This window comes from Streptomyces sp. NPDC055239 (assembly GCF_053606205.1).
This window is the reverse complement of the sequence record NZ_JBSGRD010000003.1, coordinates 740,561-767,528: the sequence shown is the minus strand read 5'-3', so window position 1 is coordinate 767,528 and position 26,968 is coordinate 740,561. Positions and strand designations below refer to the sequence as shown.

20 protein-coding genes and 1 pseudogene are annotated in these 26,968 nt (G+C 70.7%); 13 read left to right on the top strand and 8 right to left on the bottom strand.

The window, feature by feature from the left end; all coding sequences use genetic code 11:
* The first annotated feature begins 62 nt into the window (after positions 1–62).
* A complete protein-coding gene (locus tag ACWFRJ_RS14190; protein ID WP_453528915.1) occupies positions 63–1,805 on the top strand; it encodes a pyruvate dehydrogenase in 1,743 nt (580 codons plus the stop codon).
* 14 nt (positions 1,806–1,819) lie between these two features.
* Here ACWFRJ_RS14190 and ACWFRJ_RS14185 read toward each other — a convergent pair whose 3' ends face one another.
* Complete coding sequence (locus ACWFRJ_RS14185; RefSeq protein WP_453528912.1) at positions 1,820–4,876, bottom strand: alpha-mannosidase; 3,057 nt, start codon at positions 4,874–4,876, stop codon at positions 1,820–1,822.
* Between the two features lie 216 nt (positions 4,877–5,092).
* Between ACWFRJ_RS14185 and ACWFRJ_RS14180 the strand changes: the two genes are divergently transcribed.
* Positions 5,093–5,575, top strand: a complete 483-nt coding sequence (locus ACWFRJ_RS14180; RefSeq protein ID WP_453528909.1) for an ATP-binding protein — start codon at positions 5,093–5,095, stop codon at positions 5,573–5,575.
* Positions 5,576–5,683: 108 nt separating this feature from the next.
* Here the strand turns inward: ACWFRJ_RS14180 and ACWFRJ_RS14175 are convergent, their stop codons facing one another.
* Both ACWFRJ_RS14175 and ACWFRJ_RS14170 read right to left on the bottom strand, forming a co-directional pair.
* Positions 5,684–6,742: a DUF2637 domain-containing protein gene (locus ACWFRJ_RS14175; protein ID WP_453528906.1), complete on the bottom strand. Its 1,059-nt coding sequence runs from the start codon at positions 6,740–6,742 to the stop codon at positions 5,684–5,686.
* A 232-nt stretch (positions 6,743–6,974) separates the two neighbouring features.
* Positions 6,975–7,826, bottom strand: coding sequence for a (2Fe-2S)-binding protein (locus ACWFRJ_RS14170; RefSeq protein ID WP_453528903.1), 852 nt, complete (start codon positions 7,824–7,826; stop codon positions 6,975–6,977).
* Between the two features lie 135 nt (positions 7,827–7,961).
* On the opposite strand from ACWFRJ_RS14170, the gene ACWFRJ_RS14165 reads away from it, so the two are divergent.
* On the top strand, positions 7,962–8,738 hold the full coding sequence (locus ACWFRJ_RS14165) for a GntR family transcriptional regulator (RefSeq protein ID WP_453528900.1): 777 nt from the start codon (positions 7,962–7,964) through the stop codon (positions 8,736–8,738).
* Between the two features lie 182 nt (positions 8,739–8,920).
* Here the strand turns inward: ACWFRJ_RS14165 and ACWFRJ_RS14160 are convergent, their stop codons facing one another.
* Together ACWFRJ_RS14160 and ACWFRJ_RS14155 are read right to left on the bottom strand one after the other, a co-directional pair.
* Positions 8,921–9,682, bottom strand: coding sequence for a hypothetical protein (locus tag ACWFRJ_RS14160; protein ID WP_383284668.1), 762 nt, complete (start codon positions 9,680–9,682; stop codon positions 8,921–8,923).
* 154 nt (positions 9,683–9,836) lie between these two features.
* The gene (locus ACWFRJ_RS14155; RefSeq protein WP_453528897.1) at positions 9,837–11,537 is read right to left on the bottom strand and encodes a PucR family transcriptional regulator; all 1,701 of its coding nucleotides are present in this window, start codon (positions 11,535–11,537) and stop codon (positions 9,837–9,839) included.
* Between the two features lie 348 nt (positions 11,538–11,885).
* Between ACWFRJ_RS14155 and ACWFRJ_RS14150 the strand changes: the two genes are divergently transcribed.
* The 6 genes from ACWFRJ_RS14150 to ACWFRJ_RS14125 all read left to right on the top strand — a co-directional run bounded on the left by ACWFRJ_RS14150 (position 11,886) and on the right by ACWFRJ_RS14125 (position 20,031).
* Entirely contained in the window at positions 11,886–12,776 is an 891-nt protein-coding gene (locus tag ACWFRJ_RS14150; RefSeq protein ID WP_453528894.1) for an FAD binding domain-containing protein, read from the top strand.
* Positions 12,776–13,369 carry a (2Fe-2S)-binding protein gene (locus tag ACWFRJ_RS14145; RefSeq protein WP_453528892.1) on the top strand — a complete coding sequence of 198 codons (594 nt, stop codon included), beginning with the start codon at positions 12,776–12,778 and terminating at the stop codon, positions 13,367–13,369. Before ACWFRJ_RS14150 ends, ACWFRJ_RS14145 begins: the two co-directional genes overlap by 1 nt.
* Before the next feature lie 2 nt (positions 13,370–13,371).
* Positions 13,372–15,762 (top strand): xanthine dehydrogenase family protein molybdopterin-binding subunit, encoded by a 2,391-nt coding sequence (locus ACWFRJ_RS14140; protein WP_453528889.1) that lies wholly within the window; start codon positions 13,372–13,374, stop codon positions 15,760–15,762.
* 317 nt (positions 15,763–16,079) lie between these two features.
* Positions 16,080–17,558 (top strand): NCS2 family permease, encoded by a 1,479-nt coding sequence (locus ACWFRJ_RS14135; protein ID WP_453528886.1) that lies wholly within the window; start codon positions 16,080–16,082, stop codon positions 17,556–17,558.
* A 36-nt stretch (positions 17,559–17,594) separates the two neighbouring features.
* Positions 17,595–18,752 carry an XdhC family protein gene (locus tag ACWFRJ_RS14130; protein WP_453528883.1) on the top strand — a complete coding sequence of 386 codons (1,158 nt, stop codon included), beginning with the start codon at positions 17,595–17,597 and terminating at the stop codon, positions 18,750–18,752.
* 61 nt (positions 18,753–18,813) lie between these two features.
* On the top strand, positions 18,814–20,031 hold the full coding sequence (locus tag ACWFRJ_RS14125; RefSeq protein WP_453528880.1) for an FAD-dependent monooxygenase: 1,218 nt from the start codon (positions 18,814–18,816) through the stop codon (positions 20,029–20,031).
* A 16-nt stretch (positions 20,032–20,047) separates the two neighbouring features.
* Here ACWFRJ_RS14125 and ACWFRJ_RS14120 read toward each other — a convergent pair whose 3' ends face one another.
* The 3 genes from ACWFRJ_RS14120 to ACWFRJ_RS14110 all read right to left on the bottom strand — a co-directional run bounded on the left by ACWFRJ_RS14120 (position 20,048) and on the right by ACWFRJ_RS14110 (position 22,940).
* Entirely contained in the window at positions 20,048–20,515 is a 468-nt protein-coding gene (locus ACWFRJ_RS14120; protein WP_453528877.1) for an SRPBCC family protein, read from the bottom strand.
* 47 nt (positions 20,516–20,562) lie between these two features.
* Entirely contained in the window at positions 20,563–21,345 is a 783-nt protein-coding gene (locus ACWFRJ_RS14115) for a polysaccharide deacetylase family protein (protein WP_453529662.1), read from the bottom strand.
* A gap of 122 nt (positions 21,346–21,467) precedes the next feature.
* Positions 21,468–22,940, bottom strand: a complete 1,473-nt coding sequence (locus tag ACWFRJ_RS14110; protein ID WP_453528875.1) for an aminopeptidase P family protein — start codon at positions 22,938–22,940, stop codon at positions 21,468–21,470.
* A gap of 110 nt (positions 22,941–23,050) precedes the next feature.
* On the opposite strand from ACWFRJ_RS14110, the gene ACWFRJ_RS14105 reads away from it, so the two are divergent.
* The 4 genes and pseudogenes from ACWFRJ_RS14105 (at position 23,051) to ACWFRJ_RS14090 (ending at position 26,927) form a co-directional block, all read left to right on the top strand.
* Positions 23,051–24,229, top strand: a complete 1,179-nt coding sequence (locus ACWFRJ_RS14105) for an NAD(P)/FAD-dependent oxidoreductase (protein ID WP_453528872.1) — start codon at positions 23,051–23,053, stop codon at positions 24,227–24,229.
* Positions 24,226–24,555, top strand: a complete 330-nt coding sequence (locus tag ACWFRJ_RS14100) for a (2Fe-2S)-binding protein (RefSeq protein WP_453528869.1) — start codon at positions 24,226–24,228, stop codon at positions 24,553–24,555. Before ACWFRJ_RS14105 ends, ACWFRJ_RS14100 begins: the two co-directional genes overlap by 4 nt.
* Positions 24,552–25,955 (top strand): annotated as a pseudogene (locus ACWFRJ_RS14095) (FAD-dependent oxidoreductase); the annotation flags it as partial. The gene ACWFRJ_RS14100 and the pseudogene ACWFRJ_RS14095, both read left to right, overlap by 4 nt.
* A 69-nt stretch (positions 25,956–26,024) precedes the next feature.
* Entirely contained in the window at positions 26,025–26,927 is a 903-nt protein-coding gene (locus ACWFRJ_RS14090; protein ID WP_453529659.1) for a dihydrodipicolinate synthase family protein, read from the top strand.
* Positions 26,928–26,968: the final 41 nt, after the last annotated feature.

The following is a 26,968-nucleotide window of genomic DNA, read 5'->3' as shown; positions in this document are numbered from 1 at the left end:
GTGAATTCATGGACCCCAAGGAGTCACAAGAGAGTCAAGGGGACTGAAGGGTTCGTGTAGCCATGGCCAAGCAGAACGTCGCCGAACAGTTCGTCGACATCCTCCACCGCGCCGGTGTGCGCCGTATGTACGGAGTCGTGGGCGACAGCCTCAACCCGGTCGTGGACGCGATCAGGCGCACCAAGGGCATCGAGTGGGTGCAGGTCAGGCACGAGGAGACCGCGGCCTTCGCGGCCGGCGCCGAGGCCCAGATCACCGGGAGCCTCGCCGTCTGCGCCGGATCCTGCGGCCCCGGCAACCTCCACCTGATCAACGGCCTCTACGACGCCCACCGCTCCATGGCGCCTGTCCTCGCCCTCGCGTCGCACATCCCGTCGAGCGAGATCGGCCTCGGGTTCTTCCAGGAGACCCACCCCGATCGGCTCTTCAAGGACTGCAGCCACTACAGCGAGATGATCTCCAGCCCGAAGCAGATGCCGCGGCTGCTCCACACCGCCATCCAGCACGCGATCGGGCAGTCCGGCGTCAGCGTCGTCACCCTGCCCGGAGACATCGCCGACGAGCCCGCCCCCGACAAGTCCGCCGAGAGCGCCCTTGTCACCTCGCGCCCCTCCGTGCGCCCCGGCGACACGGAGATCGACAAGCTCGCCGCGATGATCGACGAGGCAGACAAGGTCACCCTCTTCTGCGGCAGCGGCACGGCGGGGGCGCACGCCGAGGTCATGGCGTTCGCCGAGAAGATCAAGTCCCCGGTGGGCCACGCCCTGCGCGGCAAGGAATGGATCCAGTACGACAATCCCTATGACGTAGGGATGAGCGGCCTGCTCGGCTACGGCGCCGCGTACGAGGCCACCCACGAGTGCGACCTGCTCATCCTGCTCGGCACCGACTTCCCGTACAACGCCTTCCTGCCCGACGACGTCAAGATCGCCCAGGTCGACGTGCGCCCCGAACGCCTGGGCCGCCGTTCCAAGCTCGACCTCGCCGTCTGGGGCGACGTACGCGAGACCCTGCGCTGTCTCACCCCGCGCGTCACACCCAAGACCAACCGCAAGTTCCTCGACAAGATGCTCAAGAAGCACGCGGACGCGCTCGAAGGCGTCATCAAGGCCTACACGCGCAAGGTCGAGAAGCACATCCCGATCCACCCCGAGTACGTGGCCTCCGTGGTCGACGATCTCGCCGCGGACGACGCGGTGTTCACCGTCGACACGGGCATGTGCAACGTCTGGGCGGCCCGCTATCTCACCCCGAACGGCAAGCGCCGCATCATCGGCTCCTTCAGCCACGGCTCGATGGCCAACGCCCTGCCGCAGGCGATCGGCGCCCAGTTCACCGACCGGGGGCGCCAGGTCGTCTCGATGTCGGGCGACGGCGGATTCTCCATGCTGATGGGCGACTTCCTCACCCTCGTCCAGTACGACCTGCCGGTGAAGGTCGTCCTGTTCAACAACTCGGCTCTGGGAATGGTCGAGTTGGAGATGCTGGTGGCCGGGCTCCCTTCGTTCGGCACGGCCAACCACAACCCCGACTTCGCCGCCGTGGCCCGCGCCGCCGGTGCCTACGGAGTGCGGGTCGAGAAGCCCAAGCAGCTCGTCGGCGCCCTGAAGGACGCCTTCGCGCACAAGGGCCCCGCCCTCGTCGACATCGTCACGGACCCGAACGCCCTCTCCATCCCGCCCAAGATCAGCTCCGACATGGTGACCGGCTTCGCGCTCTCCGCCAGCAAGATCGTCCTGGACGGCGGGGTCGGCCGCATGGTCCAGATGGCACGCTCCAACCTGCGGAACGTGCCACGCCCCTGAACCCATCAGTCCGATCAGGCCGGTCGCATCCTCAAGCTCAGGATCTGGAACGGACGCAACGCGAGCACGACCCCCGAGTCGTCGGTGTGGGCCGGTTCGAGCGGGCGCTCCAGGAGGTCGGTCACCTCGGCAGCGCTCACCGCGAACGACGTGGTGAGCGCTGCCGCCGCACGTCCGCCCCGCGACTCGTAGAGCCGCACCACCACATCGCCGCTCCCGTCGTCCGCGAGCTTCACCGACTCCACGGTCACCGCCGGATTGTCGACGCTCACCAGGGAGGGCAGCACGGGCGCGGCGGCGACCCGCAGCGGCAGGTTGAGCGCGAGCCCCTCCGCGACCGCGTCACCCGTCGTCGCACCGGGCAGCAGCGCGTACGTGAACCGGTGCGTGCCCAGGTCCGTCTCAGGGTCCGGGCTGTGCGGGGCGCGAAGAAGCGTGAGCCGCACGGTGGTGCCGAGCCCGTCGCCGTGCGGCTCACGCGTGACGTCATGGCCGTACGTCGAGTCGTTGAGCACCGCGACGCCGTACGCCTCCTCGGCGACCCGCAGCCACCGGTGCGCGCAGATCTCGAAACGGGCCGCGTCCCAGCCGGTGTTGGCGTGCGTGGAGCGGTTCACATGACCGAACTGGATCTCGGCGGAGGACCGTTCGGCGTGCACGTCCAACGGGAACGCGGCCTTGAGCACCTTCTCCGACTCCTGCCAGTCGACGTCCGTGACGACGTCGACACGGCGGCTGCCCGCCGCGAGGCGGATCTCCTGGGTGATCCGCGACTTCCCGAAGGCCCGCACCACACGGACGGCGACCCGCAGCGGCCCGTCCTCGACCAGCTCCACGGACTCCGCCTCCGTGAGGTCGGTGTGCGTGTTGCGGTAGTGCTTGTCGAGGTCCCACGCGTCGTAGTGCGTGGGGTGGTCGGGATGCAGCTGGAGGAGGTTGCCGCGCGAGCCGGGGGACAGGACCTCCCGGTGCGCGTCGATGTCGTGCACGGAGGTCAGCAGCCCGTCCGCGTCGATGGCGACGCGCAGATGCTCGTTCAGCAACTGGATCTCGCCGTCGGCGAGCAGCGCGGTCGCCCCGGTCTCGCGCGTGTACGAGGCGGCCTCCTCAAGTCCCTTGCTGCCCAGGGCCGGGACGTTGACGTGCACCAGGGTGCCGTCGTCGGCCGTGACGACCTCGCTGCGCGGGTACGGCGACGCGTTGAGTGCGGCGGGACCTCCCGGGCCGAGGGAACGGACCGCCGCCGCGGTGATCTCGTCGAGCTCGGCGAGCACGCGTTCGTACGTGTCGCGGGCCTCGCGGTGCACCCAGGCGATCGACGAGCCCGGCAGGATGTCGTGGAACTGGTGCAGGAGCACCGTCTTCCAGAGCCGGTCGAGAGTCGAGTAGGGGTAGGCGTACGCGGGGTCGCGCACCGCGGCGGCCGTGCACCACAACTCGGCCTCGCGAAGGGCGTGTTCGGTGCGGCGGTTGCCGCGCTTGGTGGCCGCCTGCGAGGTGTACGTGGCGCGGTGCAGCTCCAGATAGAGCTCGCCCGACCAGACCGGCGCCTGTGCCCCGTACTCCTCCTCGGCCGCGGTGAAGAACGCCGAAGGCTTCACGATCTCGACGCGCGGCGAACCCTCCAGGGAGCGCACCCGCCGTGCCTTCTCCAGCATTTCGCGGGTCGGACCGCCGCCGCCGTCGCCCCAGCCGAACGGGACGAGGGAGTGCGAGGCGCGGCCCTTCTCGGTGAAGTTCTTCTCCGCGTGGGCGAGTTCGGCGCCGTGGATCTGGGAGTTGTAGGTGTCCACCGGCGGGAAGTGCGTGAAGACGCGGGTGCCGTCGATGCCCTCCCACCAGAAGGTGTGGTGCGGCATCTTGTTGGTCTGGTTCCAGCTCAGCTTCTGGGTGAGGAACCAGCGGACGCCCGCGAGCTTCGCCAGCTGCGGGAACGCGGCCGTGTAGCCGAAGGAGTCCGGCAGCCAGATCTCCTCCGTCTCGATCCCCAGCTCCTCGCGGAAGAACCGCATCCCGTGCGTGATCTGCCGGGCAAGGGCCTCGCCGCCGGGCATGTTGGCGTCCGACTCGACCCACATGGAACCCACAGGGGACCAGTTGCCGTCCGCGACGGCCTTCTTGATGCGCTCCCAGATGTGCGGCTGGTGCTCCTTGACCCAGGCGTACTGCTGGGCCTGTGAGCAGGCGAATACCAGCTCGGGATAGTCCTTGGCGAGAGCCGTCACATTGGCAAAGGTGCGGGACGCCTTGCGTACGGTTTCGCGCAGCGGCCAGAGCCAGGCAGAGTCGATATGGGCGTGTCCGGTGGCCGAAACCCGGTGCGCGCTGGCATGCGCGGGGCTGGAGAGGACATCCGTCAGCTCGGCGCGGGCCGCCGCGGCCGTGCCCGACACGTCGTGCAGATCGAGTGCGTCGAGCGCTCGCTCAAGCGCGCGCAGGATCTCGTGGCGCCGCGGACGGGCGGCGTCCAGTTCGTACATCAGCTCGGAAAGGACCTCGATGTCCAGCGTCAACTGCCAGACGTCCTCGTCCAGTACGGCTACGTCGGCAGACGCGAATCGGTAGATGGGGCCATCACCCGCGGTCAGTACGTCGCCCAGGGGTGTCGGTTCGAAGTCATGCAGAACGGTCGGGTTGGCGGCCGCCTCCAGGAGGAGGTGCACCTGCTCGCCCCCCTGCGCGGCAGCTGCCACGGGGATGTGCCGGTTGCGCGGGTGAATGCCCTTGATCGGGACGCCCGAAGCGTCGTACACCAGACCCTCCGCCTGGAAGCCCGGCCCCTCGCCGGTGAAGCCGGGGTCGATGACCACCTCGACATGGCGCCCGCGCCAGGCGTCGGGTACCTGACCACGCAACCGGAACCAACTGGTTGACCAGGGTTTTCCCCACGCGGTGCCCGTCTCGAAGTCCTCGTACGAGGCGTCGAGGGCCTCGGCGACGGGGACGGGTTCGCCCGGCGCGTGCCAGACGGAGAGGGAGAGCGGCACGCGGTCCGCGTACTGGGCGGGGCGGATGAACTGCCTCAGGGCGCGCTCCAGGCGTCCCTCCACCAGCAGTCGGTCGTCGTGCACGGCGGCTCCTCGGAATGCTCGGGCGGGCCCTGCCCGGTGCGGTCGGGCCCGGTGGGGATCATGCGGAAACGGTCCACCGCTTCACTTCCCCACCGGGCCGGGGCGCACCCACCCCAATCGTTGAGGAATGGACATGAGTGCCGCCAACTGGGCGGGGAATGCATTCCGTGTGCGTGTTCGAGCAGGGAGGAATTGACTCGTTTGTGGGCGGGGATCATGAAAAGGCAAGTAAGAGGGGGCGGCCCCATTTATCTGGGGGTCTCTTCGCCGAAAGCAAGGGATGAGCCGATCGACAGCAAGCCGGCAGAGCCCCATCGGGCCCAGCTCCGGCGCAGATTGGGGCGATCCGACCTGCGGGCGGTTCCCGAAGTCAGGGGCGCGCTACGCGAACTGCTCCGGACCTGGGGGAGGCCCGGAGAATCCGATATAGCCGAATTGCTGACCAGTGAACTGGTCACGAACGCACTGGTGCACACCGACCGGGACGCCATCGTGACGGCGACCGTGCGGCCGGGCAAGCTGCGCGTCGAGGTCAGGGACTTCGTCGGGCGTCGCCCGAAGCTCTGCGTGCCGAACGCCGACGACGACACGCACGGCCGGGGCCTGATGCTCGTGCAGAATCTCGCTGACGCGTGGGGCGTAAGGGCGCACGGGGTCGGGAAAGTGGTGTGGTTCGAACTGGACGGCGGCCCGGTGTGAACCGGCGGCCGTCATGAGCCGGCGCCCGTTATGAACTGGGGCCAGGCATGAACCGGCGGCCCGGTATGAACCGGACCGCCGGTCAATTCCCGTCCTGCGCTGCTGACATCAGCCGAACTGCTGCTCCAGATCCTTGAGCTTGCGCTCGAGGGAGTCGAGCCGCGGCAGCGCCTGGGTGTCGTCCTCGGCGGTGAGGTCGACGGTGACGGGTTCAGAGCCGTTCTTCACGGCCTGGAGGGAGGGACGGGAACGCAGGGGCAATTGCTCCTGCGTTGCTATGGAAGGGTCCGCGGTGACCTGCGCGGACCCCGTGGCCGGCGCGACGGCCGGCAGGTCGACCTGACGCCCGCCGCCGCGACCGGGGAGGCCGCGCTGGCCCTTGCTGATCGCCTTGAGCTGCGCACGCTCCAGCTTCTCCCGGTCGCGCCTGGTGATCCGGGTGCGCTGCTTCTCGCGCCGGTCCTCACGGACCTCCTCGACCGCCTCGTCCAGGGTGCGTACGCCTTCGAGGAGCATCAGCGACCAGGCGCCGAAGGTCTCGCGGGGTGCGCGCAGCCACCGCACGATCCGGATCTGCGGCAACGGCCGCGGCACCAGGCCCTGTTCACGCAGCGCCGCACGGCGTGTCTGCTTCAGCGCGCGGTCGAAGAGCACCGCGGCCGACATCGACATCCCGGAGAAGAACTGCGGGGCGCCCGCGTGGTCGATGCCCCTGGGCGCGTGCACCCAGTTGAACCAGGCGGCAGCGCCCGCGAACGTCCACACCAGGAGCCGTGAGCCGAGGGCCGCGTCACCGTGGCTCGCCTCGCGCACGGCGAGTACGGAACAGAACATCGCCGCGCCGTCGAGTCCGAACGGGACGAGGTACTCCCAGCCGCCGCTGAGGTTGAGGTTCTGCCGGCCGAAGCCGACCAGGCCGTGGAAGGAGAGCGCCGCGGCGACCGCCGCACAGCAGAACAGCAGAACGTACGAGGCCGTTCCGTAGATGGCTTCCTTGCGCCTGCGGCGTTCCTCGCTGCGTTCCCAGGATTCTTCGCCGGTGGCACTCGCGGCCACCTTCTGTCCGGCGCGCTTGCCGCGTGCGAGTACCGCCACCGCCACCAGCATGCCCAGGAGCAGGACGCCGCCCGGAAGCAGCCAGTCCAGCGATATGTCGGTCAGTCTCATCTGGGGTCCCTTGCGTCGCGGTAGGGCGTTCGGGCGCCATAGTGACCCAATCCCGATGGCCCCCAGAGGGGTTTCGGGGCAAGAGAACGCCAAGGGGGGTGCAAAGGGGTGCGGCGCGCGCCGTTTGCTCGAACGCAGCGCTTTGTAGAGGGATTTGAGTTCGATTAAACGAACGCGAAAGGGTGGTTCAAGGGGAGAGGGGCGGCGATTTGGGTACGGGGCGAGGCTCCGGTCAGGCCGCGGCGGCGGCGCTCAGCCGCGAGACGCGGTCCGCGTCGCAGGTGCGCGGGCAGGTCACACAGGTGTCCTCAGGGCGCAGCGTGTAGAACATGCAGCAGCTCGCGCGATCCCGCGTCGGCAGCGACTCGCCGTTCGGGCCCGTCAGCTCACGGAACCCCGCCGTGCCCACGTACGGCTTTGTGGCACCCGGAAGCAGCCGCTCCAGCTCGACCGTGGCGCGCTCCTCGTCGCCGAGGAGGTGGGCGATGTACCAGAGCCCTTCGACGATCTCGTCCGTGGCCAGGCTCCACAGGGCGCGCGAGCGGCGTCGCATCCGGGGCCCGAAGGCGTCCAGGAGCGGTCCCAGGTGCTCGGCGACGGCGTCACGCACCTCCGCGCGCAGCGCCTCCTCGTCCGGCACGACGCGGGCACCGGGCAGTGCGGCGGCCGGATCGCCCGGCAGGCAGGCGAAGCCCGCGCTGCGGACGGCGAGGCGGCCGTGGGAGCGCTGGTAGGCGACGTTCTGTACGGGGTAGCGGGGCACCCGGCGGTGCAGGAACCACGGCACGGTGATGAGGAGGGTGGCCGGCCAGGCGTAGCGGTGCAGGGCGAAACTGGCGATGACGTCGGGACGCCCCTCCTGCCCGTAGTCCTTGCGCACCTGCGCCTCGTCCCACGCGAGGAACGAGTCGAGGTCGGCCCCGCCCTCCGCGAGCCGCGATGCGGTGACCCAGCCGTCGCCCCGTGGGGCCTGCTCCTCGTTGCCGAGCTCGGTCACGCTCAGTCCGGGGAACACTTCGCTGAGGCGGGCGTAGGCGTCCGCGAGGGCGCTCGGGGCGCGCTCGGCCAAGGTGGGAACGGACATGGGTGGACCACCGAATCACGATCGATTACAGGTAAGCCTAACCTTACCCAGAATGATCGAGGTTTCAACTGAGGGGCTGTCCGCCTATGGTGCCTCTCGTACCTTTCGGACCGAGCGGACCATCGGGGTGGACGCGTGGAGCAGCCCAGAGCGCATGACGCGTACCGCCTCGCCGTCCGTGTGCCGGAGCAGGTGCGGGCCTCGTCGGCCCCCGCTCCGGAGCCGCCCCAGGTCCGGGGCGAGCACACGCACGGCGACGCGGTGGAGCTGCCCGCACCCCGCAGGACGGTGCAGCGGAACTCGGTCCGCGGCCAGATCCTGGACGCCCTGCGGGCCGCGCTCGTCGGCGGCGACCTCGCGCCCGGCGAGGTGTACTCGGCGCCCGTGCTCGGCGAGCGGTTCGGGGTCTCGGCGACTCCCGTGCGCGAGGCGATGCAGCAGCTGGCGACCGAGGGGGCCGTGGAGGTCGTACCCAACCGCGGTTTCCGGGTCACCGAGCGCAGCGCGCGCGAGCTGGGGGAGCTTGCGGAGGTGCGGGCGCTCATCGAGGTGCCGGTGATGCTGCGGCTCGCCCGTACGGTGCCCGCGGCGCGGTGGTGCGAGTTGCGGCCGCTCGCGGAGGCGAGTGCGGTGGCGGCGGCGGGGGGTGACCTCGCCCGCTACGCGGAGGCGGACCGGGCCTTTCACGGGGCGGTCCTCGCCCTTTCGGGGAACCAGCAGTTGGTTCAGGTGGCCGATGATCTGCATCGGCGGTCGCAGTGGTCCCTGGTGAGTGGTCCCGTCCATAGCCGCCGGGCTGACCTTGTCGCTGACGCGGCGGAGCACATGGCTCTGCTGGAGGCGTTGGTGGCGAAGGACCTGGCGGTCGTCCAGACCTTGGTGCGGGAGCACTTTGCGGGGGCGGGGGGCTGAGGTTCGGGCGGTCCCTGCGGGGCGTTCCCCAATCCCGCCCCTTCCCGAGACCAGGGGCTCCGCCCCCTGGACCCCCGACAAGATGGCCTCAAACGCCGGCCGGGCTAAAAGCACTTAGCCCGTCCGGCGTTTGAGGACGAACTCGGCGGAGCCGGTGATGACGGCAACCAGGAGCCGGAGGCCTACGCCGCCGGTGCCGGCGGCGTCAGATGCTGCGCCAGCCAAGACGGCACCCCACCCATCAACCGGAACAGCCGCGCCGCCTCAGCCCGAAGCCGCCCAGCCTCCGGCTCAGGCTCCGCGTCAGCGAGAGCGGCCAGCGCGGGCGCCGTACCCACCAAGTACCCCAGCTCCTCCCGAATCCGCAGCGACTCGGCGAAGCCATGCCGTGCCTCCGCCAACTCCCCCTCCCGCAGGGCGAGTCCGGCCAGGTGCCGCCAGGTGAAGGACAGGAGCAGGGTGTCCCCGTGCGCCGTCGCCCCCGCATGCGCCCGCCGATAGGCGGCCCGCGCCGCCTGGGGCGAGTCCGCGACGTGCTCGGCGATCAGGCCCCGGCGGAAGTCGAGAAGAGGGCGCCCCGGAGCATTCGGGGCAAGCAGCGCCGCCGCCCGCCCGAGCGCCGTACGCGCCTCGTCCGCCCGGTCCCGCACGGCGAGCACCGTGGAGGCGTACGCGAGCTGGCCGCGCTCGCACGCAGCGGCCCCGCGGTCGTCGTCCTGAACCGCCAGCGCCTCCGCCGTACGCAGTCCGTCCTCCGCCTCGGCCCAGCCCTCACCCGTGAACAGGCACCGCTCGACGAGCAGTGAGGTTCTCTGGAGGGCGGGACCCGGCCCCTCCCGCGAGGCGAGCAGCGCCGCCGCGTCGGTCCAGCAGCCGCGCGAACGCAGCCGCCATACCGCGGTCTGGAGTGGATCGTCCCCTGCAGTCGTTCCGGTACCAGACATGGCGGGATGCGCCACGTTGCCCTCCCCGAGCACGCCATTGAGCTGTTGAGTCGTGGGCGCATCTCAGCATGGATCGGCGCATCGGGCCAAGGGGCTGGGTGAAAGAATTCACAAAGGGCGGGCCATGAAAGTGGATCGTCCGAGGTCGCTCGCGTCAGCTCATCCGCAGTGCCAGGAAGAAATCGAGCTTGTCCTCGAGGCGCGAGAGGTCACGGCCCGTCAACTGCTCTATACGGCCGACCCGGTAGCGCAACGTGTTGACGTGCAGGTGCAGGCGCGCCGCACATCGCGTCCAGGAGCCGTCGCAGTCGAGGAACGCCTCCAGGGTCGGAATGAGCTCCGCACGGTGGCGCCGGTCGTAGTCCCGCAGCGGGTCGAGCAGACGGGCCGTGAACGCCCGGCGCACGTCGTCGGGGACGAAGGGCAGCAGCAGGACGTGCGAGGCCAGCTCCTGGTGGCCCGCCGCGCAGACCCGGCCGGGGCGCGCCGCCGCGACCCGGCGGGCGTGCCGGGCCTCCTCCAGGGCGCCGCGAAGGCCCTCCGCCGAGTGCACGGACGCGCTGACGCCCAGCGTGAGGCGGCCGTCGCCGTCGAGGCCCGCCGAGAGCGGGTCGCGGACGGACTCCAGGAGGGAGTCGGCGAGCAGGCCCGTCTCCGAGCCGTCGTGCTCCGTGGAGACCGCGGGCAGCGGTACGAGCGCGATCGCCTCGTCACCCGTATGGGCTACCGCGATGCGGTCGGAAGGCTCGGGGCCCGCCGACAGGGGGTCGACGAGGATCTCCTCCAGGAGCGACTGGGCCACCGGGCCGCCCTCGATCTCGCCGCCGTCCCACTCGACGCGGGCCACCACGACCTGCCAGTGCGGTGCCGCGCCCAGGCCGGGAAGGAGTACGGGGGCCGCCACCCGCAGGCGCGCCGCGATCTCCGCCGGTGCCGCGCCCGTCTGGACCAGTTCGAGGACTTCCTGCGCCAGCCTGCGCCGCACCGTGCGGGCCGCGTCGCGCCGGTCGCGCTCCACCGCGATCAGCTGGGTGACGCCCTGCAGCAGGTCGAGCCGCTCCTCGGGCCAGTCGCCCGCGTCGGCCTCGACCGCGAGGAGCCAGTCCGAGAGGACCGTCTCGCGCACGTCACGCAGGGCCGCCGTGCTCGCCGCTGCCGCCGCGGAAGCCGGACCGCGCCCACTGCTCCGGATGGGGAACAGGGAGTACGTCGTGCCGTCCACCTGGACCCGGTGCGGGCCACGGCGCCCCGTGCGGGCCGCGGCCAGGTGCTCGGCCGCCAGGCGCGTGCACACAGGGCCGGAAAGGGCGGGGCCCGCCGCGCTCGACCCCGCGATGGCGCGGCCTGCGGGGGACAGGACCCAGGCCCGCAGGTCCAGGTCGGAGCCGAGCAGGTCTAGTACGACGTCGGGGCCGCCGCCCGTGGGGCCCGAGGTCATCAGGCGGCGGTGCCGGTCCACGACGGCCGCCAGGTCACCGGCCCGCTCGCCGGAGACCTGCCGGACGACGTGCTCGGTGATCGTCGCGAAGGCGACCGTCTCGTTGACCGCGAACAGCGGAAGCCGGTGCCGGGCGCAGGCCTCGACGATGTCGTCCGGGATGGCGCCGAGCTCGGCCTCGCCCGCGGCGAGCGCCGCCACGCCCGCGCTCGCCAGGATGCGTACGAAGGGTTCCGAGTCGGAGGCGTCGCGGCGCCAGGCGAGGCCCGTCAGGACCAGCTCGCCCCCCGCGAGGTACCGGCTGGGGTCGCGCAGGTCCGTGGTCATCACACCGCGCACGGTGCGGTCGAGCTCTTCGTCACCGCCCAGCAGTCGCAGGCCCAGCGCGTCGGTGTCAAGGAGTGCGCGCAGCCGCATGGTGGTCGCCGCCGATCTTGTCTCGAATGGGATGTACAGACAGTCCAGGTCTGTCGACTCTGTGTCGCGAACTTTCGCACCGGGCCCTCGTGTCCTGGGGTGCCTCCGGTTTCCAGGGGGAATCCGCGAGGTTACTGAGGCCCGTTCTTCATACGAATCTACAAGACGCGCGGCTTGGCCAGCCAACTCCTTCATGGTTTCGGTGACTGACCCCATGGGACGACGGGGCGGTGTACTTGGCCCACTCCGCGTTAACAGCACATGAACGAGCAGTCGAGAGGCCTCCGGTCCGACTTGGCTGGATCCTCTCGAACGTACGACCCTCGATATGAAGAAGAAGAGAGCCTCATGGACTTCCTTCGCCCCGCCAGCTGGGAGGAGGCGCTCGCCGCCAAGGCCGAGCACCCCACCGCTGTGCCGATTGCGGGTGGCACCGATGTGATGGTCGAGATCAACTTCGACCACCGTCGTCCCGAGTACCTGCTTGACCTCAACCGCGTCGCCGAACTGCGCGAGTGGTCGGTGGGTGAGGAGACGGTCCAGCTGGGCGCCTCGGTTCCGTACACCACGATCATGGAGGAGCTGCGCACCGAGCTCCCCGGTCTCGCACTCGCCTCGCACACGGTCGCTTCCCCGCAGATCCGCAACCGCGGCGGTGTCGGCGGCAACCTCGGCACGGCGTCCCCGGCCGGTGACGCCCACCCGGCGCTGCTCGCCGCCGACTGCGAGGTCGAGGTGGAGTCCGTACGCGGCTCGCGCCTCATCCCGATCGACACGTTCTACACCGGCGTGAAGCGCAACGCGCTCGCCAAGGACGAGCTGATCAAGTCCGTGCACATCAAGAAGGCGGACGGCCCGCAGCAGTACTCGAAGGTCGGCACCCGCAACGCGATGGTCATCGCGGTGTGCGCCTTCGGCATCGCCCTGCACCCCGAGACCCGGACCGTGCGGACCGGCATCGGCTCTGCGGCCCCGACCCCGATCCGGGCCAAGGCCGCCGAGGAGTTCCTGAACGCGGCGCTCGACGAGGGCGGCTTCTGGGACAGCAAGAAGATCATCACGCCCTCGATCGCCAAGCAGTTCGCGGAGCTCGCCTCCGGTGCCGCCAACCCGATCGACGACGTCCGCGGCACGGCGAACTACCGCCGCCACGCCGTCGGCATCATGGCCCGCCGCACGCTCGGCTGGACCTGGGAGTCGTACCGCGGCGAGGGCCGCAGCACTGAGGGAGTCGCATAATGCGCGTGAACTTCACGGTCAACGGCCGTCAGCAGGAAGCCGACGACGTCTGGGAGGGCGAGTCCCTCCTCTACGTCCTGCGCGAGCGCATGGGGCTTCCCGGCTCCAAGAACGCCTGCGAGCAGGGCGAGTGCGGATCCTGCACCGTCCGCCTCGACGGCGTACCGGTGTGTTCGTGTCTGGTGGCCGCCGGACAGGTCCAGGACCGCGATGTCGTGACCGTCGAGGGCCTGGCGGACTACGCCAAGCACCGCGACGACGCCCACCCGGGCGGCGCCTGCGGCTCCGTCTGCGGCGGCACCAGCCTTCAGGAGGCCCGCCAGTGGCAGGCCAAGGGAACTGACGGCCAGACCGGCGAGGGCGGTGAACTCTCCACGATCCAGCAGGCGTTCATCGACGCCGGAGCCGTCCAGTGCGGCTTCTGCACCCCGGGTCTGCTCGTCGCGGCCGACGAGCTCCTGGAGCGCAACGTATCGCCGTCGGACGCCGACATCCGCGAGGCGCTCTCCGGCAACCTCTGCCGCTGCACGGGTTACGAGAAGATCCTGGACGCGGTCCGCCTGGCGGCCGCCCGTCAGGAAGAGACGGTCTGATCATGGCTGGAACCAAGACCACCACGGGCGCGCCCACCGAAGTCACCCAGAAGCACAACAAGGGCGGCATCGGCGAGTCCACGCTCCGCCCGGACGGCACCCTCAAGGTCACCGGCGAGTTCGCCTACTCCTCGGACATGTGGCACGAGGACATGCTCTGGGGCCAGACGCTCCGCAGCACCGTCGCGCACGCCGAGATCGTGTCGATCGACACCGTCGAGGCGCTCAAGACGCCGGGTGTCTACGCCGTCCTCACGTACGACGACCTGCCGGCCGAGATGAAGAACTACGGCCTGGAGATCCAGGACACCCCGGTCCTCGCCCACGGCAAGGTCCGTCACCACGGTGAGCCGGTCGCCCTCGTGGCCGCCGACCACCCCGAGACCGCACGCCGTGCCGCCGCGAAGATCGTGGTCGAGTACAGGGAACTGCCCCTCATCACCGATGAGGCATCGGCCACGGCTCCCGACGCCGTGCTCGTGCACGAGGGCCGCGACGACCACCACATCGGTCACGTCCCGCACCCCAACATCGTGCACCGCCAGCCGATCGTGCGCGGCGCCGCCGAAGAGGCCGCCAAGCGCGCCGACTTCATCGTCAAGGGCGAGTACACCTTCGGCATGCAGGACCAGGCCTTCCTCGGCCCGGAGTCCGGCCTCGCCATCCCGGCCGAGGACGGCGGCGTAGACCTCTACGTCGCCACCCAGTGGCTGCACTCGGACCTCGGCCAGATCGCCCCCGTACTCGGCCTGCCCGAGGACAAGGTGCGCATGACGCTCTCCGGCGTCGGCGGCGCGTTCGGTGGCCGCGAGGACATCTCGATGCAGATCCACGCCTGCCTCCTGGCGCTGCGCACCGGCAAGCCGGTCAAGATCGTCTACAACCGCTTCGAGTCCTTCTTCGGCCATGTGCACCGCCACCCGGCGAAGCTCTACTACGAGCACGGCGCCACCAAGGACGGCAAGCTCACGCACATGAAGTGCAAGATCGTCCTGGACGGCGGCGCCTACGCGTCGGCGTCCCCGGCGGTCGTGGGCAACGCCTCGTCCCTCTCGGTCGGTCCGTACGTGATCGAGGACGTCGACATCGAGGCGATCGCCCTCTACTCCAACAACCCGCCCTGCGGCGCGATGCGCGGCTTCGGCGCCGTCCAGGCCTGCTTCGCCTACGAGGCCCAGATGGACAAGCTCGCCGACAAGGTGGGCATGGACCGGGTCGAGTTCCGCCAGCTCAACGCCATGTCGCAGGGCACGCTCCTGCCGACGGGACAGCCGGTCGACTCGCCCGCCCCGGTCGCCGAGATCCTGCGCCGCGTCAAGGCCCGCCCGCTGCCGCCCGAGCGCCAGTGGGAGTCCAGCGAGGGCGCCGACGTCCGCGCGCTGCCCGGCGGCCTCTCCAACACCACGCACGGCGAAGGCGTCGTCCGCGGTGTCGGCTACGCGGTCGGCATCAAGAACGTCGGCTTCTCCGAGGGCTTCGACGACTACTCCACCGCCAAGGTGCGCATGGAGGTCATCAACGGTGAGCCGGTCGCGACCGTGCACACCGCGATGGCGGAGGTCGGCCAGGGCGGCATCACCGTCCACGCGCAGATCGCCCGCACCGAGCTCGGCGTCCAGCAGGTGACCATCCACCCCGCCGACACTCAGGTGGGCAGCGCCGGTTCGACGTCCGCGTCCCGTCAGACGTACGTCACCGGTGGCGCGGTCAAGAACTCCTGCGAGCTCGTCCGCGAGAAGGTCCTGGAGATCGGCCGCCGCAAGTTCGGCTCGTACCACCCCGCGTGGGCCACCGCCGAGCTCGTCCTCGAAGGCGGCAAGGTGCTCACCGACGGCGGCGAGGCACTCGCGGACCTCGGCGAACTGCTCGAGGGCGAGACCGTCGAGATCGAGGCCGAGTGGCGCCACCGCCCGACCGTGGCCTTCGACCTGGAGACCGGCCAGGGCAACGGCCACGTCCAGTACTCGTTCGCCGCGCACCGCGCGGTCGTCGAGGTGGACACCGAGCTCGGCCTGGTCAAGGTCGTCGAGCTGGCCACCGCCCAGGACGTCGGCAAGGCGCTCAACCCGCTCTCCGTGGTCGGCCAGATCCAGGGGGGTACCACCCAGGGCCTCGGCGTCGCGGTGATGGAGGAGATCATCGTCGACCCGAAGACCGCGAAGGTGAAGAACCCCTCCTTCACGGACTACCTCATCCCGACCATCCTCGACACGCCGACCATCCCGGTCGACGTGCTCGAACTGGCCGACCCGAACGCGCCCTACGGCCTTCGCGGCATGGGCGAGGCCCCGACCCTCTCGTCGACCCCGGCCGTCCTCGCGGCGATCCGGAACGCGACGGGTCTGGAGCTGAACAGGACGCCGGTACGTCCGGAGCACCTGACCGGTACGTGACCGACACCTGATCCCACGATCTCTCCGGGCGGCGCGTGCCTCCCACGGAACGTCACACTTCCCGACGCCCGCGGCGCCCGGAGAACCCCAGTACCGCACCGCTCGCGGTCATCGCAGTACCCAAGCAGTACTCGACCAAGCAGTACTCAAGCAGCACCCACGCAGCACCCACGCTCTTCGGAGCCCCAGTTCGTCTCGGGCCGTCCCCCGGGTCGTGCGCCCAACGCAGCATCCCAAATCCCGCAGTCTCCACAGGCCCAACCCTTGTTCGACCAGCCTGTTGCGGGTGCCCCTTTGAACCTTGGGAGTTAGGCACCATGACCCAGCAGTCAACGGAGCCGAAGACCACGGCAGAGGACGCGGGCAACGGCTCACGCGTCCCGGCCGGCAGGTCCTGGCTCGACCGGTATTTCCACATAACCCAGAGAGGGTCGACCGTCGGTCGGGAGGTGCGTGGCGGCGTCACCACCTTCATGGCGATGGCCTACATCATCCTTCTCAACCCCGTGATCCTCTCGGTGCCCGACGCCACGGGACACCGCCTCGACGGTGATCAGCTCACCACCGCCACCGTCTTCGCGGCGGCCGCCACCACCATCGTCATGGGAATCCTCGGCAATGTGCCGCTGGCCCTCGCGGCGGGACTCAGCGTCTCCGCCGTCATGGCCTTCCAGGTCGCCCCGGAGATGACCTGGGGCAACGCGATGGCGATGTGCATCATCTACGGCGCCATCATCATCCTGCTTGTCCTCACGGGCCTGCGGACCCTGATCATGGACGCGATTCCCCTGGCGCTGAAGCACGCCATCACCATGGGCATCGGCATGTTCGTCACGCTGATCGGTCTGGTCCAGGCGGGCTTCGTCACCTCCATGCCGTCCAAGCACGGCGACATGTACTCGAAGCCGATCCAGCTGGGCGTCGACGACAAGCTCATGGGCTGGCCCGTCCTCTGCTTCGCCGTCACCGTCCTGCTGATCTTCCTGCTCCAGGTCCGCAAGGTCCCGGGCGCGATCCTCATCGGCATCGTCGGCGGCACCGTGTTCGCCGCGATCGTCAACCAGGTCGCGGGCATGAGTCCGAAGGACTGGGGCCTGAACGCCCCCGAACTCAGCGGTTCCGTCGTCTCGTCGCCCGACTTCGGCCTCTTCGGCGAGGTGTCCTTCAGCGGGATCGGCGACATCGGCGGCATCACCGTGGGTGTCATCGTCTTCACCCTGGTCCTCGCGGGATTCTTCGACGCCATGGGCACCATCATCGGCATCGGCCAGCAGGCCAACCTCGCCGACAAGGACGGCAAGATGCCGGGTCTGAACAAGGCCCTGGCGATCGACGGTGCAGGTGGCGTCGTCGGCGGTCTCGCCGGAGCCTCCGGCCAGACCGTCTTCGTCGAGTCCACCGCGGGCGTCGGCGACGGCGCGCGCACCGGCTTCGCGAGCGTCATCACCGGTCTGGCCTTCGCGCTGTGCCTCTTCTTCACCCCGCTCGCCCAGCTCATCCCGACCCAGGTCGCGTCGGCAGCCCTCGTCGTCATCGGCGCGATGATGCTGAGCAACGCCCGGCACATCGACTGGACCGACCAGGCCACCGCCATTCCGGTGTTCCTGACCACGGTCCTGATGCCGTTCACCTACTCCATCACGGTGGGTATCGCGGCCGGTGTCATCGCCCACGTCCTGATCAAGGCCGTGCAGGGCAAGGTCCGTGAGATCGGCTGGCTGATGTGGGTGCTCGCGCTCGTGTTCCTCGCCTTCTTCGCGCTCCATCCGATCGAGAACTGGATGGGCGTCAAGTAGCCCATCCTGTACACACACACCCGTTAGGAGACGGACATGCTGGACATCGCCGAAGAGTTGAGCCGGTGGGTCGAGCAGGGACGCGACTTCGCCGTCGCCACCGTGGTGGCGGTCGGCGGCAGCGCGCCCCGGCAGCCGGGCGCGGCTCTGGCCGTCGACTCCGACGGCACGGCGATCGGCTCCGTCTCCGGCGGGTGTGTGGAAGGCGCCGTCTACGACCTGTGTCAGCAGGCCCTCGACGACGGCGGATGCGTTCTGGAACGCTTCGGCTACAGCGACGAGGACGCCTTCGCCGTCGGTCTGACCTGCGGCGGCATCATCGACATCCTCGTCACCCCGGTCCGCGCGGACTCCTCCGTGCGGCCGGTATTCGCCGCAGCGCTCGCGGCGGCCGCTTCGGGCGAGCCCGCGGCGGTCGCCCGCATCACCTCCGGTCCCGCCGAGCTCGTGGGCCGCGCCCTTCTCGTACGTTCCGACGCCGACGCCCCTCACGAGGGCGGGCTCGGCGGACATCCCGAGCTGGACCGCACCGCCGCGGGCGAGGCCCGCGCGATGCTGGACGCGGGGCGCACGGGCACGGTGGAGATCGGCGAGGACGGCTCGCGCTGCGGGCAGCCGCTCACGCTCCTCGTCGAGTCGAGCGTCCCGCCGCCCCGCATGATCGTGTTCGGTGCCATCGACTTCGCGTCGGCGCTCGTCAAGATCGGCAAGTTCCTCGGCTACCGCGTCACCGTGTGTGACGCTCGGCCCGTCTTCGCCACGGCGGCGCGTTTCCCCGACGCCGACGAGGTCATCGTCGAGTGGCCGCACAAATACCTGAAGCGGACGGAGGTCGACGGCCGCACCGTCCTGTGCGTCCTGACGCACGACGCCAAGTTCGACGTGCCGCTGCTCGAACTGGCCCTGCGCCTCCCGGTCGCCTACGTGGGCGCGATGGGCTCGCGCCGCACGCACGAGGCCCGCAACGACCGGCTGCGTGAAGTCGGCGTGAGCGAAATGGAGTTGACCCGCCTCCGCTCGCCCATCGGCCTCGATCTGGGTGCCCGTACCCCGGAGGAGACGGCACTCTCCATCGCCGCGGAGATCGTCGCGAACCGGCGGGGCGGCAGCGGGGTCTCGCTGACGGGAGCTCACACGCCGATCCACCACGACGGCTCGCGGCGCCCTGCGGGACGTATCGGATCCGTGGCCTGACGTATCGGGTCTGCTACGTTGCGTTACATAGTGACCACTTTGTGACGCAACGGGAGCATCTGTGAAGGTCGCCTGCGTCGGCGGCGGTCCCGCCGCCCTGTACCTCTCGATCCTGCTCAAGCGGCAGGACCCGTCCCACGACATCACCGTCCACGAACGGAACCCGGCCGGGGCGACCTACGGCTGGGGGGTCACCTACTGGGGCGGCCTGCTCGAGAAGCTCCGCGCCAAAGACCCCGAGTCCGCGCGCGCCGTCAGCGAACACTCGGTGCGCTGGAGCGACGGCATCGCGTACGTGGGCGACCGCACCACCGTCCACCACGGCGACGAAGGCCACGGCATCGGGCGCCACCGGCTGCTCGACATCCTCGCCACGCGGGCCCGTTCCCTTGGCGTACGCGTCGAGTTCGAGAGCGAGATCACGGACGCCGCCCAGCTGCCCGACGCCGATCTCGTCGTCGCGGGCGACGGCGTCAGAAGCGCGCTGCGCGAGCGTCACGCGGGCCACTTCGGCACGGAGGTCGCGGTCGGGCGGAACAAGTACATCTGGCTCGGCACCACCAAGGTCTTCGACTCCTTCACCTTCGCCTTCGTGGAGACCCCGCATGGCTGGATCTGGTGCTACGGCTACCGCTTCAGCGACGAGCAGAGCACCTGCGTCATGGAGTGCTCCCCGCAGGTGTGGACGGGCCTCGGCCTGCACGAGGCGAGCGAGGCCGACGGACTCGCCCTCCTGGAGCGGCTCTTCGCGGGGCCGCTCGACGGCCACCGCCTGATCGGCCGCGCGCAGGCCGACGGGAGCGCGCAGTGGCTCAACTTCCGTACGCTGACCAATCGGACGTGGCACCGCGGCAACGTGGTCCTGCTCGGCGACGCCGCGCACACCACGCACTACTCGATCGGCGCGGGCACGACGCTCGCGCTCGAGGACTCGATCGCCCTGGCGGACGCGCTGCGGGGGAGCCCGGCCCGGAGCTCGGAGCTCGGCCCTGCCCTCGCGCGCTACGAACGGGAGCGCAGGTCCGCCCTCCTCTCCGTACAGAGCGCGGCCCGCTACAGCGCCCAGTGGTACGAGAACCTGCCGCGCTACATGGGCCTCGACCCGGCCCAGATGTTCGCGCTCCTGGGCCAGCGCCACTCGCCGCTCCTGCCGCACATCCCGCCGCAGCTGTACTACCGGATCGACCGGGCGGCGGAGCAGTTGGAGCCGCTGCGCAGGATGAAGCGGTGGCTGGGCCCGAAGGTGGCGCGGACGCTGCACGGGCGGGCGCGGGCCTAGTGGGTCCGAACCCCCGTCACGCGCCGCGAGGCCGGGGCGGGGGAGAGGAGAGCAGCTCGTCCACCGCCCGCCCGAACATCCGGCGCCCGGCCGCCACGAGCAGGCCGTCGAAGAGCCGTGGCAACCACCGCACGCGCAGATCCTCCCGCCAGACCACCGTCGAACCGGCCGCTCCCGCCCGTGGGGACACCTCGATCTCGGCCCACCCCGTCACGAACGACCCACGCTTCTCGAGGCGGCACAGGCCCCCGTCCCCGCCCTCCACGGCCGGGCGCCACGTCACGACCTCCATCACGTCGTCGAACCCGACGGGGCCGATCCCGCTGCGGGCCACGAACACCGTCCCCTCCCCACCTGGCGGCGGCGTCCGGACGGAGATCCGCGTCAGCGGGACCACGTCGGCATGCCGCTCCCACGCGGTGATCCTGCGCCAGACCTCGTCGGTGGGCAGGGATGATTCCCGGTCGATACGGAAGAGAGCCACACGCCGATCCTGCCAGGCTTCGGGGCCCCGGAGGCGAACGGCGCCCGCTACGGGCGGTAGATCTTCCCCGCCTCCGCCTTGCCCGGCGCGAGCAGCTGGGGCACCGTCACGAAGACGTAGCCGCGCTTCTTCAGCTCGTCGATGATGCCCGGCACCGCGGGCACCGTCCCCTTGTAGATGTCGTGCAGCAGGATGATGCCGTCACGCTTGGTCTGATCGACGACGCGCTTCTGGATCAGGGCGGAGTCTTCGGTCGTGTAGTCCTTGGCGGTCACGCTCCACAGGACCTCCGCGAGGCCCTCCTCGCGCGAGATGTCGTTGACATCGGGGTTCGTACGTCCCTGCGGCGGGCGCATCAGGGTCGGCTTGTGGCCGATCAGTTTCTCTATCGCCTCGTTGGTGCTGCGCAGTTCCCGGTGTGCCTCGGCGGGCGTGATGTCGGTGAGGATCTTGTGCGACCAGGTGTGGCTCGCCACCTCGTGCCCCTCGTCCTCCATGCGCTTCACGAGCTCGGGGTGCTCGGCTATGTGGTTCTTGCCGAGCAGGAAGAAGGTGGCGGGCACCTTCTCCTTCTTGAGGATGTCGAGAAGCCGCGGCGAGTTCTCGCTCGGTCCCGCGTCGAAGGTCAGGGCCACGCACTTGGCCTTGCGGCAGTCGACGGTTCCGAACTTCCCCTGGTCCCCGGCGCTCAGGGACACCCCGTCCTTGCGGACGGAACTGGGCGCCGAGGTGTCCACCTTGGTGCATCCCGTCAGGGCGACGGCCATGGCCGCGGTGGACATGGCCGTCAAAGACGCGGCTCGACGGAACCCTTTGGCGGAACTCTTCATCTTGTTTTTCGCAGCGGACATGCGAGCACTGTACACGGCGTGTATATACGCAGTGTATATACGGGGTGTATAGAGGTGCCGCCGTAGCTCGTAGCCCTTCGTGGCCCTGTGTCGCGCCTGGCCTAGCGGCCGGCCGTCAGGCCGCTCATCCACTCCTCGACCGCCGCGGCACCGCGCGGCAGACCCGCCGACAGGTTCTCGTTGCCGTCCGCCGTGACGAGGATGTCGTCCTCGATGCGGACCCCGATGCCCCGGTACTCGGCGGGCACGGTGAGGTCGTCCGGCTGGAAGTACAGGCCGGGTTCGACGGTGAGCACCATGCCCTCTTCGAGTACGCCGCCGACGTACTCCTCGGTGCGCGCCCGGGCGCAGTCGTGGACATCGAGGCCGAGCATGTGGCCCGTGCCCGCCATGGTGAAGCGGCGCTGCAGAGCGAGCTCGAAGACCCGCTCGGGGTCGCCGTCGAGGAGGCCCCACTCGACGAGCTTGTGCGCGAGGTGGCGCTGCGCGGCGTCGTGGAAGTCGCGGTACGCGGCGCCCGGCTTCACGGCGGCGATGCCGGCCTCCTGTGCCTCGTACACCGCGTCGTAGATCTTGCGCTGGAGCGGGGTGAAGGTGCCGTCGATGGGGAGCGTGCGCGTGACGTCGGCGGTGTAGAGGGTGTGGGTCTCCACGCCCGCGTCCAGGAGCAGGAGTTCGCCGGGGCGCACGGGGCCGTCGTTCTGCTGCCAGTGCATGATCGTGGCGTGCTCGCCCGCCGCGCAGATCGAGCCGTAGCCGATGTGGTTGCCCTCCAGGCGGGCGCGGCGGAAGAAGGTGCCCTCGATCCAGCGCTCCGACGTGGCGACGGCGGTGGCCAACTCCCGTACGACATCGGTGAATCCGCGGACCGTCGAGTCGACGGCCTTGCGCAGCTCGCCGATCTCCCAGTCGTCCTTGACCAGGCGGAGGCCCGAGAGCGCCTCCTCGAGATCGGCGTCCCGCTCCTCGTCGGTCGTCACGGCCGCCTCGAGCGCGGGGTCGTGGCCGCGCACGATGCGGGTCGGCACGTCGGGTGAGGCGGCGAGCTCGGCGGGGGCGTCGCGGACGTCGCGGCAGGGCAGGCCGAGGAGCAGCTCCGACTCGGCGAGGCTGCGCCTGCGGCCCATCCACAGTTCGGCCGTCATGCCGGTCCAGAACTCGTCGCTGTCCCGGCTGTCGCGGGGGAGTTGGTAGAGGTGGGCGTCGTGGCCTTCGCCGTCGGCGCGCGGTTCGAGGACCAGTGCGCAGTCCCTCGCCTGGTCGCCGGTCATGTGGACGTAGGCGGAGTAGGGGCGGAAGGGGTAATGGTCGTCGTTCGAGCGGGTCTTGAGCTTCCCGGAGGGAACCACAAGGCGCTCGCCCGGGAACAGCGCGGACAGGGCGGCACGGCGGTGCGCCGCGTGCGGTGCCTGTTCGGCCGGGCGCAGGTCGCGCTGCTCGGTGTCGGCCCAGCCCGTTCTCATCAGGGCGGAGAGCTCGTCGGAGACCTCGGGGTACAGGGTGTTCTTGCGTGCCTTGGACGTGGCGGGCTTGGCGGGCGCGGCGGACTTCGCGGACTCGGTGGGCCTGGTCATGGGGGTCACCTTTTCTTCCCCGTTCCGGGGCTCGTGGCGGAGTGCTCAGTGGCGGTTCCGCCAGCCTAGAGACCCTTGGCCCATAAGGGAACATGTGACATAGTACTGGCGTGACAAAGCGGCTGACCTGCGATGTTGTGGTAGTCGGCGCCGGGATGGTGGGCGCCGCCTGTGCGCTGTACGCGGCGCGGGCCGGACTGTCCGTCGTCCTGGTGGACCGCGGTCCTGTGTCCGGCGGCACGACCGGATCCGGCGAGGGGAACCTCCTCGTCTCCGACAAGGAGCCAGGACCCGAGCTCGACCTCGCCCTCCTGTCGAACCGGTTGTGGACGGAGCTCGCCGCCGAGCCGGGCGTGGGCGCGGGCATCGAGTTCGAGGCCAAGGGCGGCGTCGTCGTGGCGTCGTCCGATGAAGGGCTCGCGGCGCTGGGGGAGTTCGCCGCCGGGCAGCGCGAAGCCGGAGTCGACGCGCGAGCCGTCGCGGCCGACGAGCTGTACGAACTCGAGCCGCACCTCGCTCCCGGCACGGCGGGCGGCATCTACTATCCCCAGGACTGCCAGGTGATGCCGTCCCTGGCCGCAGCCCAACTGGTGTGCATCGCACGGTCGTTGGGGGCGCGGTTGCTCACCGGCCGGACCGTGACCGCCGTACTGCGGACCGCGAGCGGTGAGGTGCGCGGCGTCCGTACCGACCAGGGCGAGATCCACGCCCCGTACGTCGTGAACGCGGCGGGCACCTGGGGCGGTGATGTCGCCGCCCTCGCCGGAGTGCGCCTGCCCGTGCTGCCCCGGCGCGGCTTCGTCCTGGTCACCGAGCCGCTGCCGCGCATGGTCCGGCACAAGGTGTACGCCGCCGACTACGTGGCCGACGTGGCCAGCGGATCCGCCGCCCTCCAGACGTCGCCGGTGGTCGAGGGCACTGCCGCCGGGCCGATCCTGATCGGCGCCAGCCGCGAACGGGTCGGCTTCGACCGCTCGTTCTCCCTGCCGGTGATGCGGGCCCTCGCGGCGGCGGCGACCCGGCTCTTCCCGTTCCTGGAGAGCGTCCACGCGATGCGCGCGTACGTGGGCTTCCGCCCCTACATGCCGGACCACCTCCCCGCCGTCGGCCCCGACGCCAGGGTGCCCGGACTCATCCACGCCTGCGGGCACGAGGGCGCGGGGATCGGCCTCGCCGCGGGGACGGGCCACTTGATCGCCCAGGTGCTGAGCGGGACGGACCCGGATCTCGGCCTCGCCCCGTTCCGCCCCGACCGTTTCGCCGACACCGCACCCGAGGAGTCGCCATGAGCAGACGCACCCCCCTGAACCTGGTCCGCGCCCGCCCGGCCCCGCCGCACACCGTCACGTTCGACGGCCGCGAGATCCCGGCCCTGCCCGGACAGACGGTGGCCGCCGCGCTCTGGTCGGCGGGCATCACCGCCTGGCGCACCACGCGCCGGGACGGCGAGCCGAGGGGAGTCTTCTGCGGGATCGGCGTCTGCTTCGACTGCCTGGTGGAGGTCAACGGCCGGGCGAATCAACGGGCTTGCCTGATTCCGGCGGCGCCCGGGGACGAGATCAGGACGCAGGACGGCAGCGGTCATGGCGACGGGGAGACGGGGGAGCGGCGATGAGTGCGGAGCATCCGCGCACGCTGACCGTGGTCGGCGCGGGCCCCGCAGGCCTCGCGGCGGCGCTTGCCGCGGCCCGGCACGGCGTGCGGGTGACGCTGCTCGACTCCGCCGCGCGGGCGGGCGGCCAGTTCTACCGACAGCCCGCCGGAGCACTCGGCGCGCGCCGACCGCAGGCACTGCATCACCAGTGGCGGACGTGGGAGCGACTGCGGGACGGCCTCGCGGAACAGATCAAGGCAGGCCGCATCACGCATATGACGGAGCGTCATGTCTGGTTCGTGGAGCGGCGGGACGAGCCTCTCGGCGGCTTCACCGTGCACGCGCTCCTCGGCCCCGAGCAGGAGGAGTCCGTGGCCGTGCACGCCGACGCCGTGCTCCTCGCGACCGGGGGGTACGAGAAGATCCTGCCTTTCCCCGGCTGGACCCTGCCCGGTGTGGTCACCGCCGGGGGCGCGCAGGCCATGCTCAAGGGAGGCCTCGTACTTCCGGGGCGTACCGCCGTCGTCGCCGGAACCGGACCGCTGCTCATGCCCGTCGCCGTCGGGCTCGCCGCGGCCGGTGCCGAGGTGGCCGCCCTGGTCGAGTCCGCAGAGCCGAAAGCCCTCGCACGGCACGCGGCCACCCTCGCCGCTCACCCGGACAAGCTCGCCGAGGGAGCCGGGTACGCCGCCCGACTGCTGCGCCACCGCGTCCCTGTGGCATCGCGGCACACCGTCGTCGAGGCGCACGGCAAGGACGCGGTCGAGGCGGTGACCATCGCCGCGCTCGACACGGCGGGGCGCGTCAGGCCCGGCACCGAGCGGCGCATCCCCTGCGACACCCTCGCCGTCGGCCACGGCATGCTGCCGCACACCGATCTCGCCGAAGGGCTCGGCTGTCGCATCGACGGCCTGAACGTCGCCGTCGACGCCGAGCAGCGCACCGACGTCCCCGGCGTCTGGGCCGCCGGCGAGACCACCGGCATCGGCGGCGCCGCCCTCTCGCTCGCCGAAGGGCACATCGCCGGACGCTCGGCCGCCGCACGGCTCCGGGGGAGTGCACCCGACCCCCGCACATGGGCCCCCGCCGCCAAGTCCCGTACGCGGATGAGGGAGTTCGCCGAGGTGCTCGGCGCCGTGTACGTGCCGCCCGCGCACTGGGCCGAGCAACTCCACGACGACACCCTGGTCTGCCGCTGTGAGGAGGTCCCGGCGTCGGCGGTCCGCGAGGCCGTCGAGGAGTTGGGGGCCACCGACGCGCGGACCGTGAAACTCCTGACCCGGGCCGGTATGGGCTGGTGCCAGGGCCGGATGTGCTCGGCGGCCGTCGCCGGGCTCGCGGGCTGCGGGGAGCGGTCCGCGCGGCGGCCGTTCGCCCGGCCGGTGCCGCTCGGGGCGCTCGCCCGCAGCGCCGACGACGAGCAGCCCCCTCCTAGCCACCGAACCTCTCTGCACCGCACCGCACCGCACCGCAACGAAGGGACCACGCCCATGAACGCGCCCGCCGAACGCCCCCGCCCCTGGCACGGCGTCCTCGTCGCCACCGCGCTCCCGCTGAACGACGACCTCTCCGTCAACTACGCCCGGTTCGCCGAGCACTGCGCCTGGCTCGTCGAGAGCGGCTGCGACGGCGTCGTACCCAACGGATCGCTCGGCGAGTACCAGGTGCTCACCCCCGAGGAGCGCGCCAAGGTCGTGGAGACCGCCGTCGAAGCGGTCGGCGGGCAGCGCGTGATGCCCGGTGTCGCCGCCTACGGCTCCGCCGAGGCCCGCCGCTGGGCCGAGCAGGCCAAGGACGCGGGCTGCGCGTCCGTCATGCTCCTTCCGCCCAACGCCTACCGCGCCGACGAGCGCTCGGTGCTCGCGCACTACGCGGAGGTCGCCGAGGCGGGCCTCCCGGTCGTGGCGTACAACAACCCCATCGACACCAAGGTCGACCTGGTGCCGGAGCTCCTCGCGAAGCTGCACGCCGAGGGATACGTGCACGGCGTCAAGGAATTCTCCGGAGACGTGCGCCGCGCCTACCGCATCGCTGAACTCGCCCCGGAACTCGACCTGTTGGTGGGCGCCGACGACGTACTGCTCGAACTCGCCGTCGCGGGCGCCAAGGGCTGGATCGCCGGGTACCCGAACATGCTGCCCGCCGCGTCCGTCGAGCTCTACCGCGCCGCCGTGGCAGGCGACCTGAGCACGGCGGGCAAGCTCTACCGACAGCTGCACCCGCTGCTCCGCTGGGACTCCAAGCCCGAGTTCGTCCAGGCCATCAAGCTGTCCATGGACATCGCGGGACGCCACGGCGGCCCCTGCCGCCCGCCCCGTGTGCCGCTGCTGCCCGAGCAGGAGGAGGCGGTGCGCACCGCCTCCGAACACGCCGTCGCCGCCGGACTCGCCTAGCCCCTGGCCCGTTCCCACGCTGGTCCGCCCCCGCACCCGTA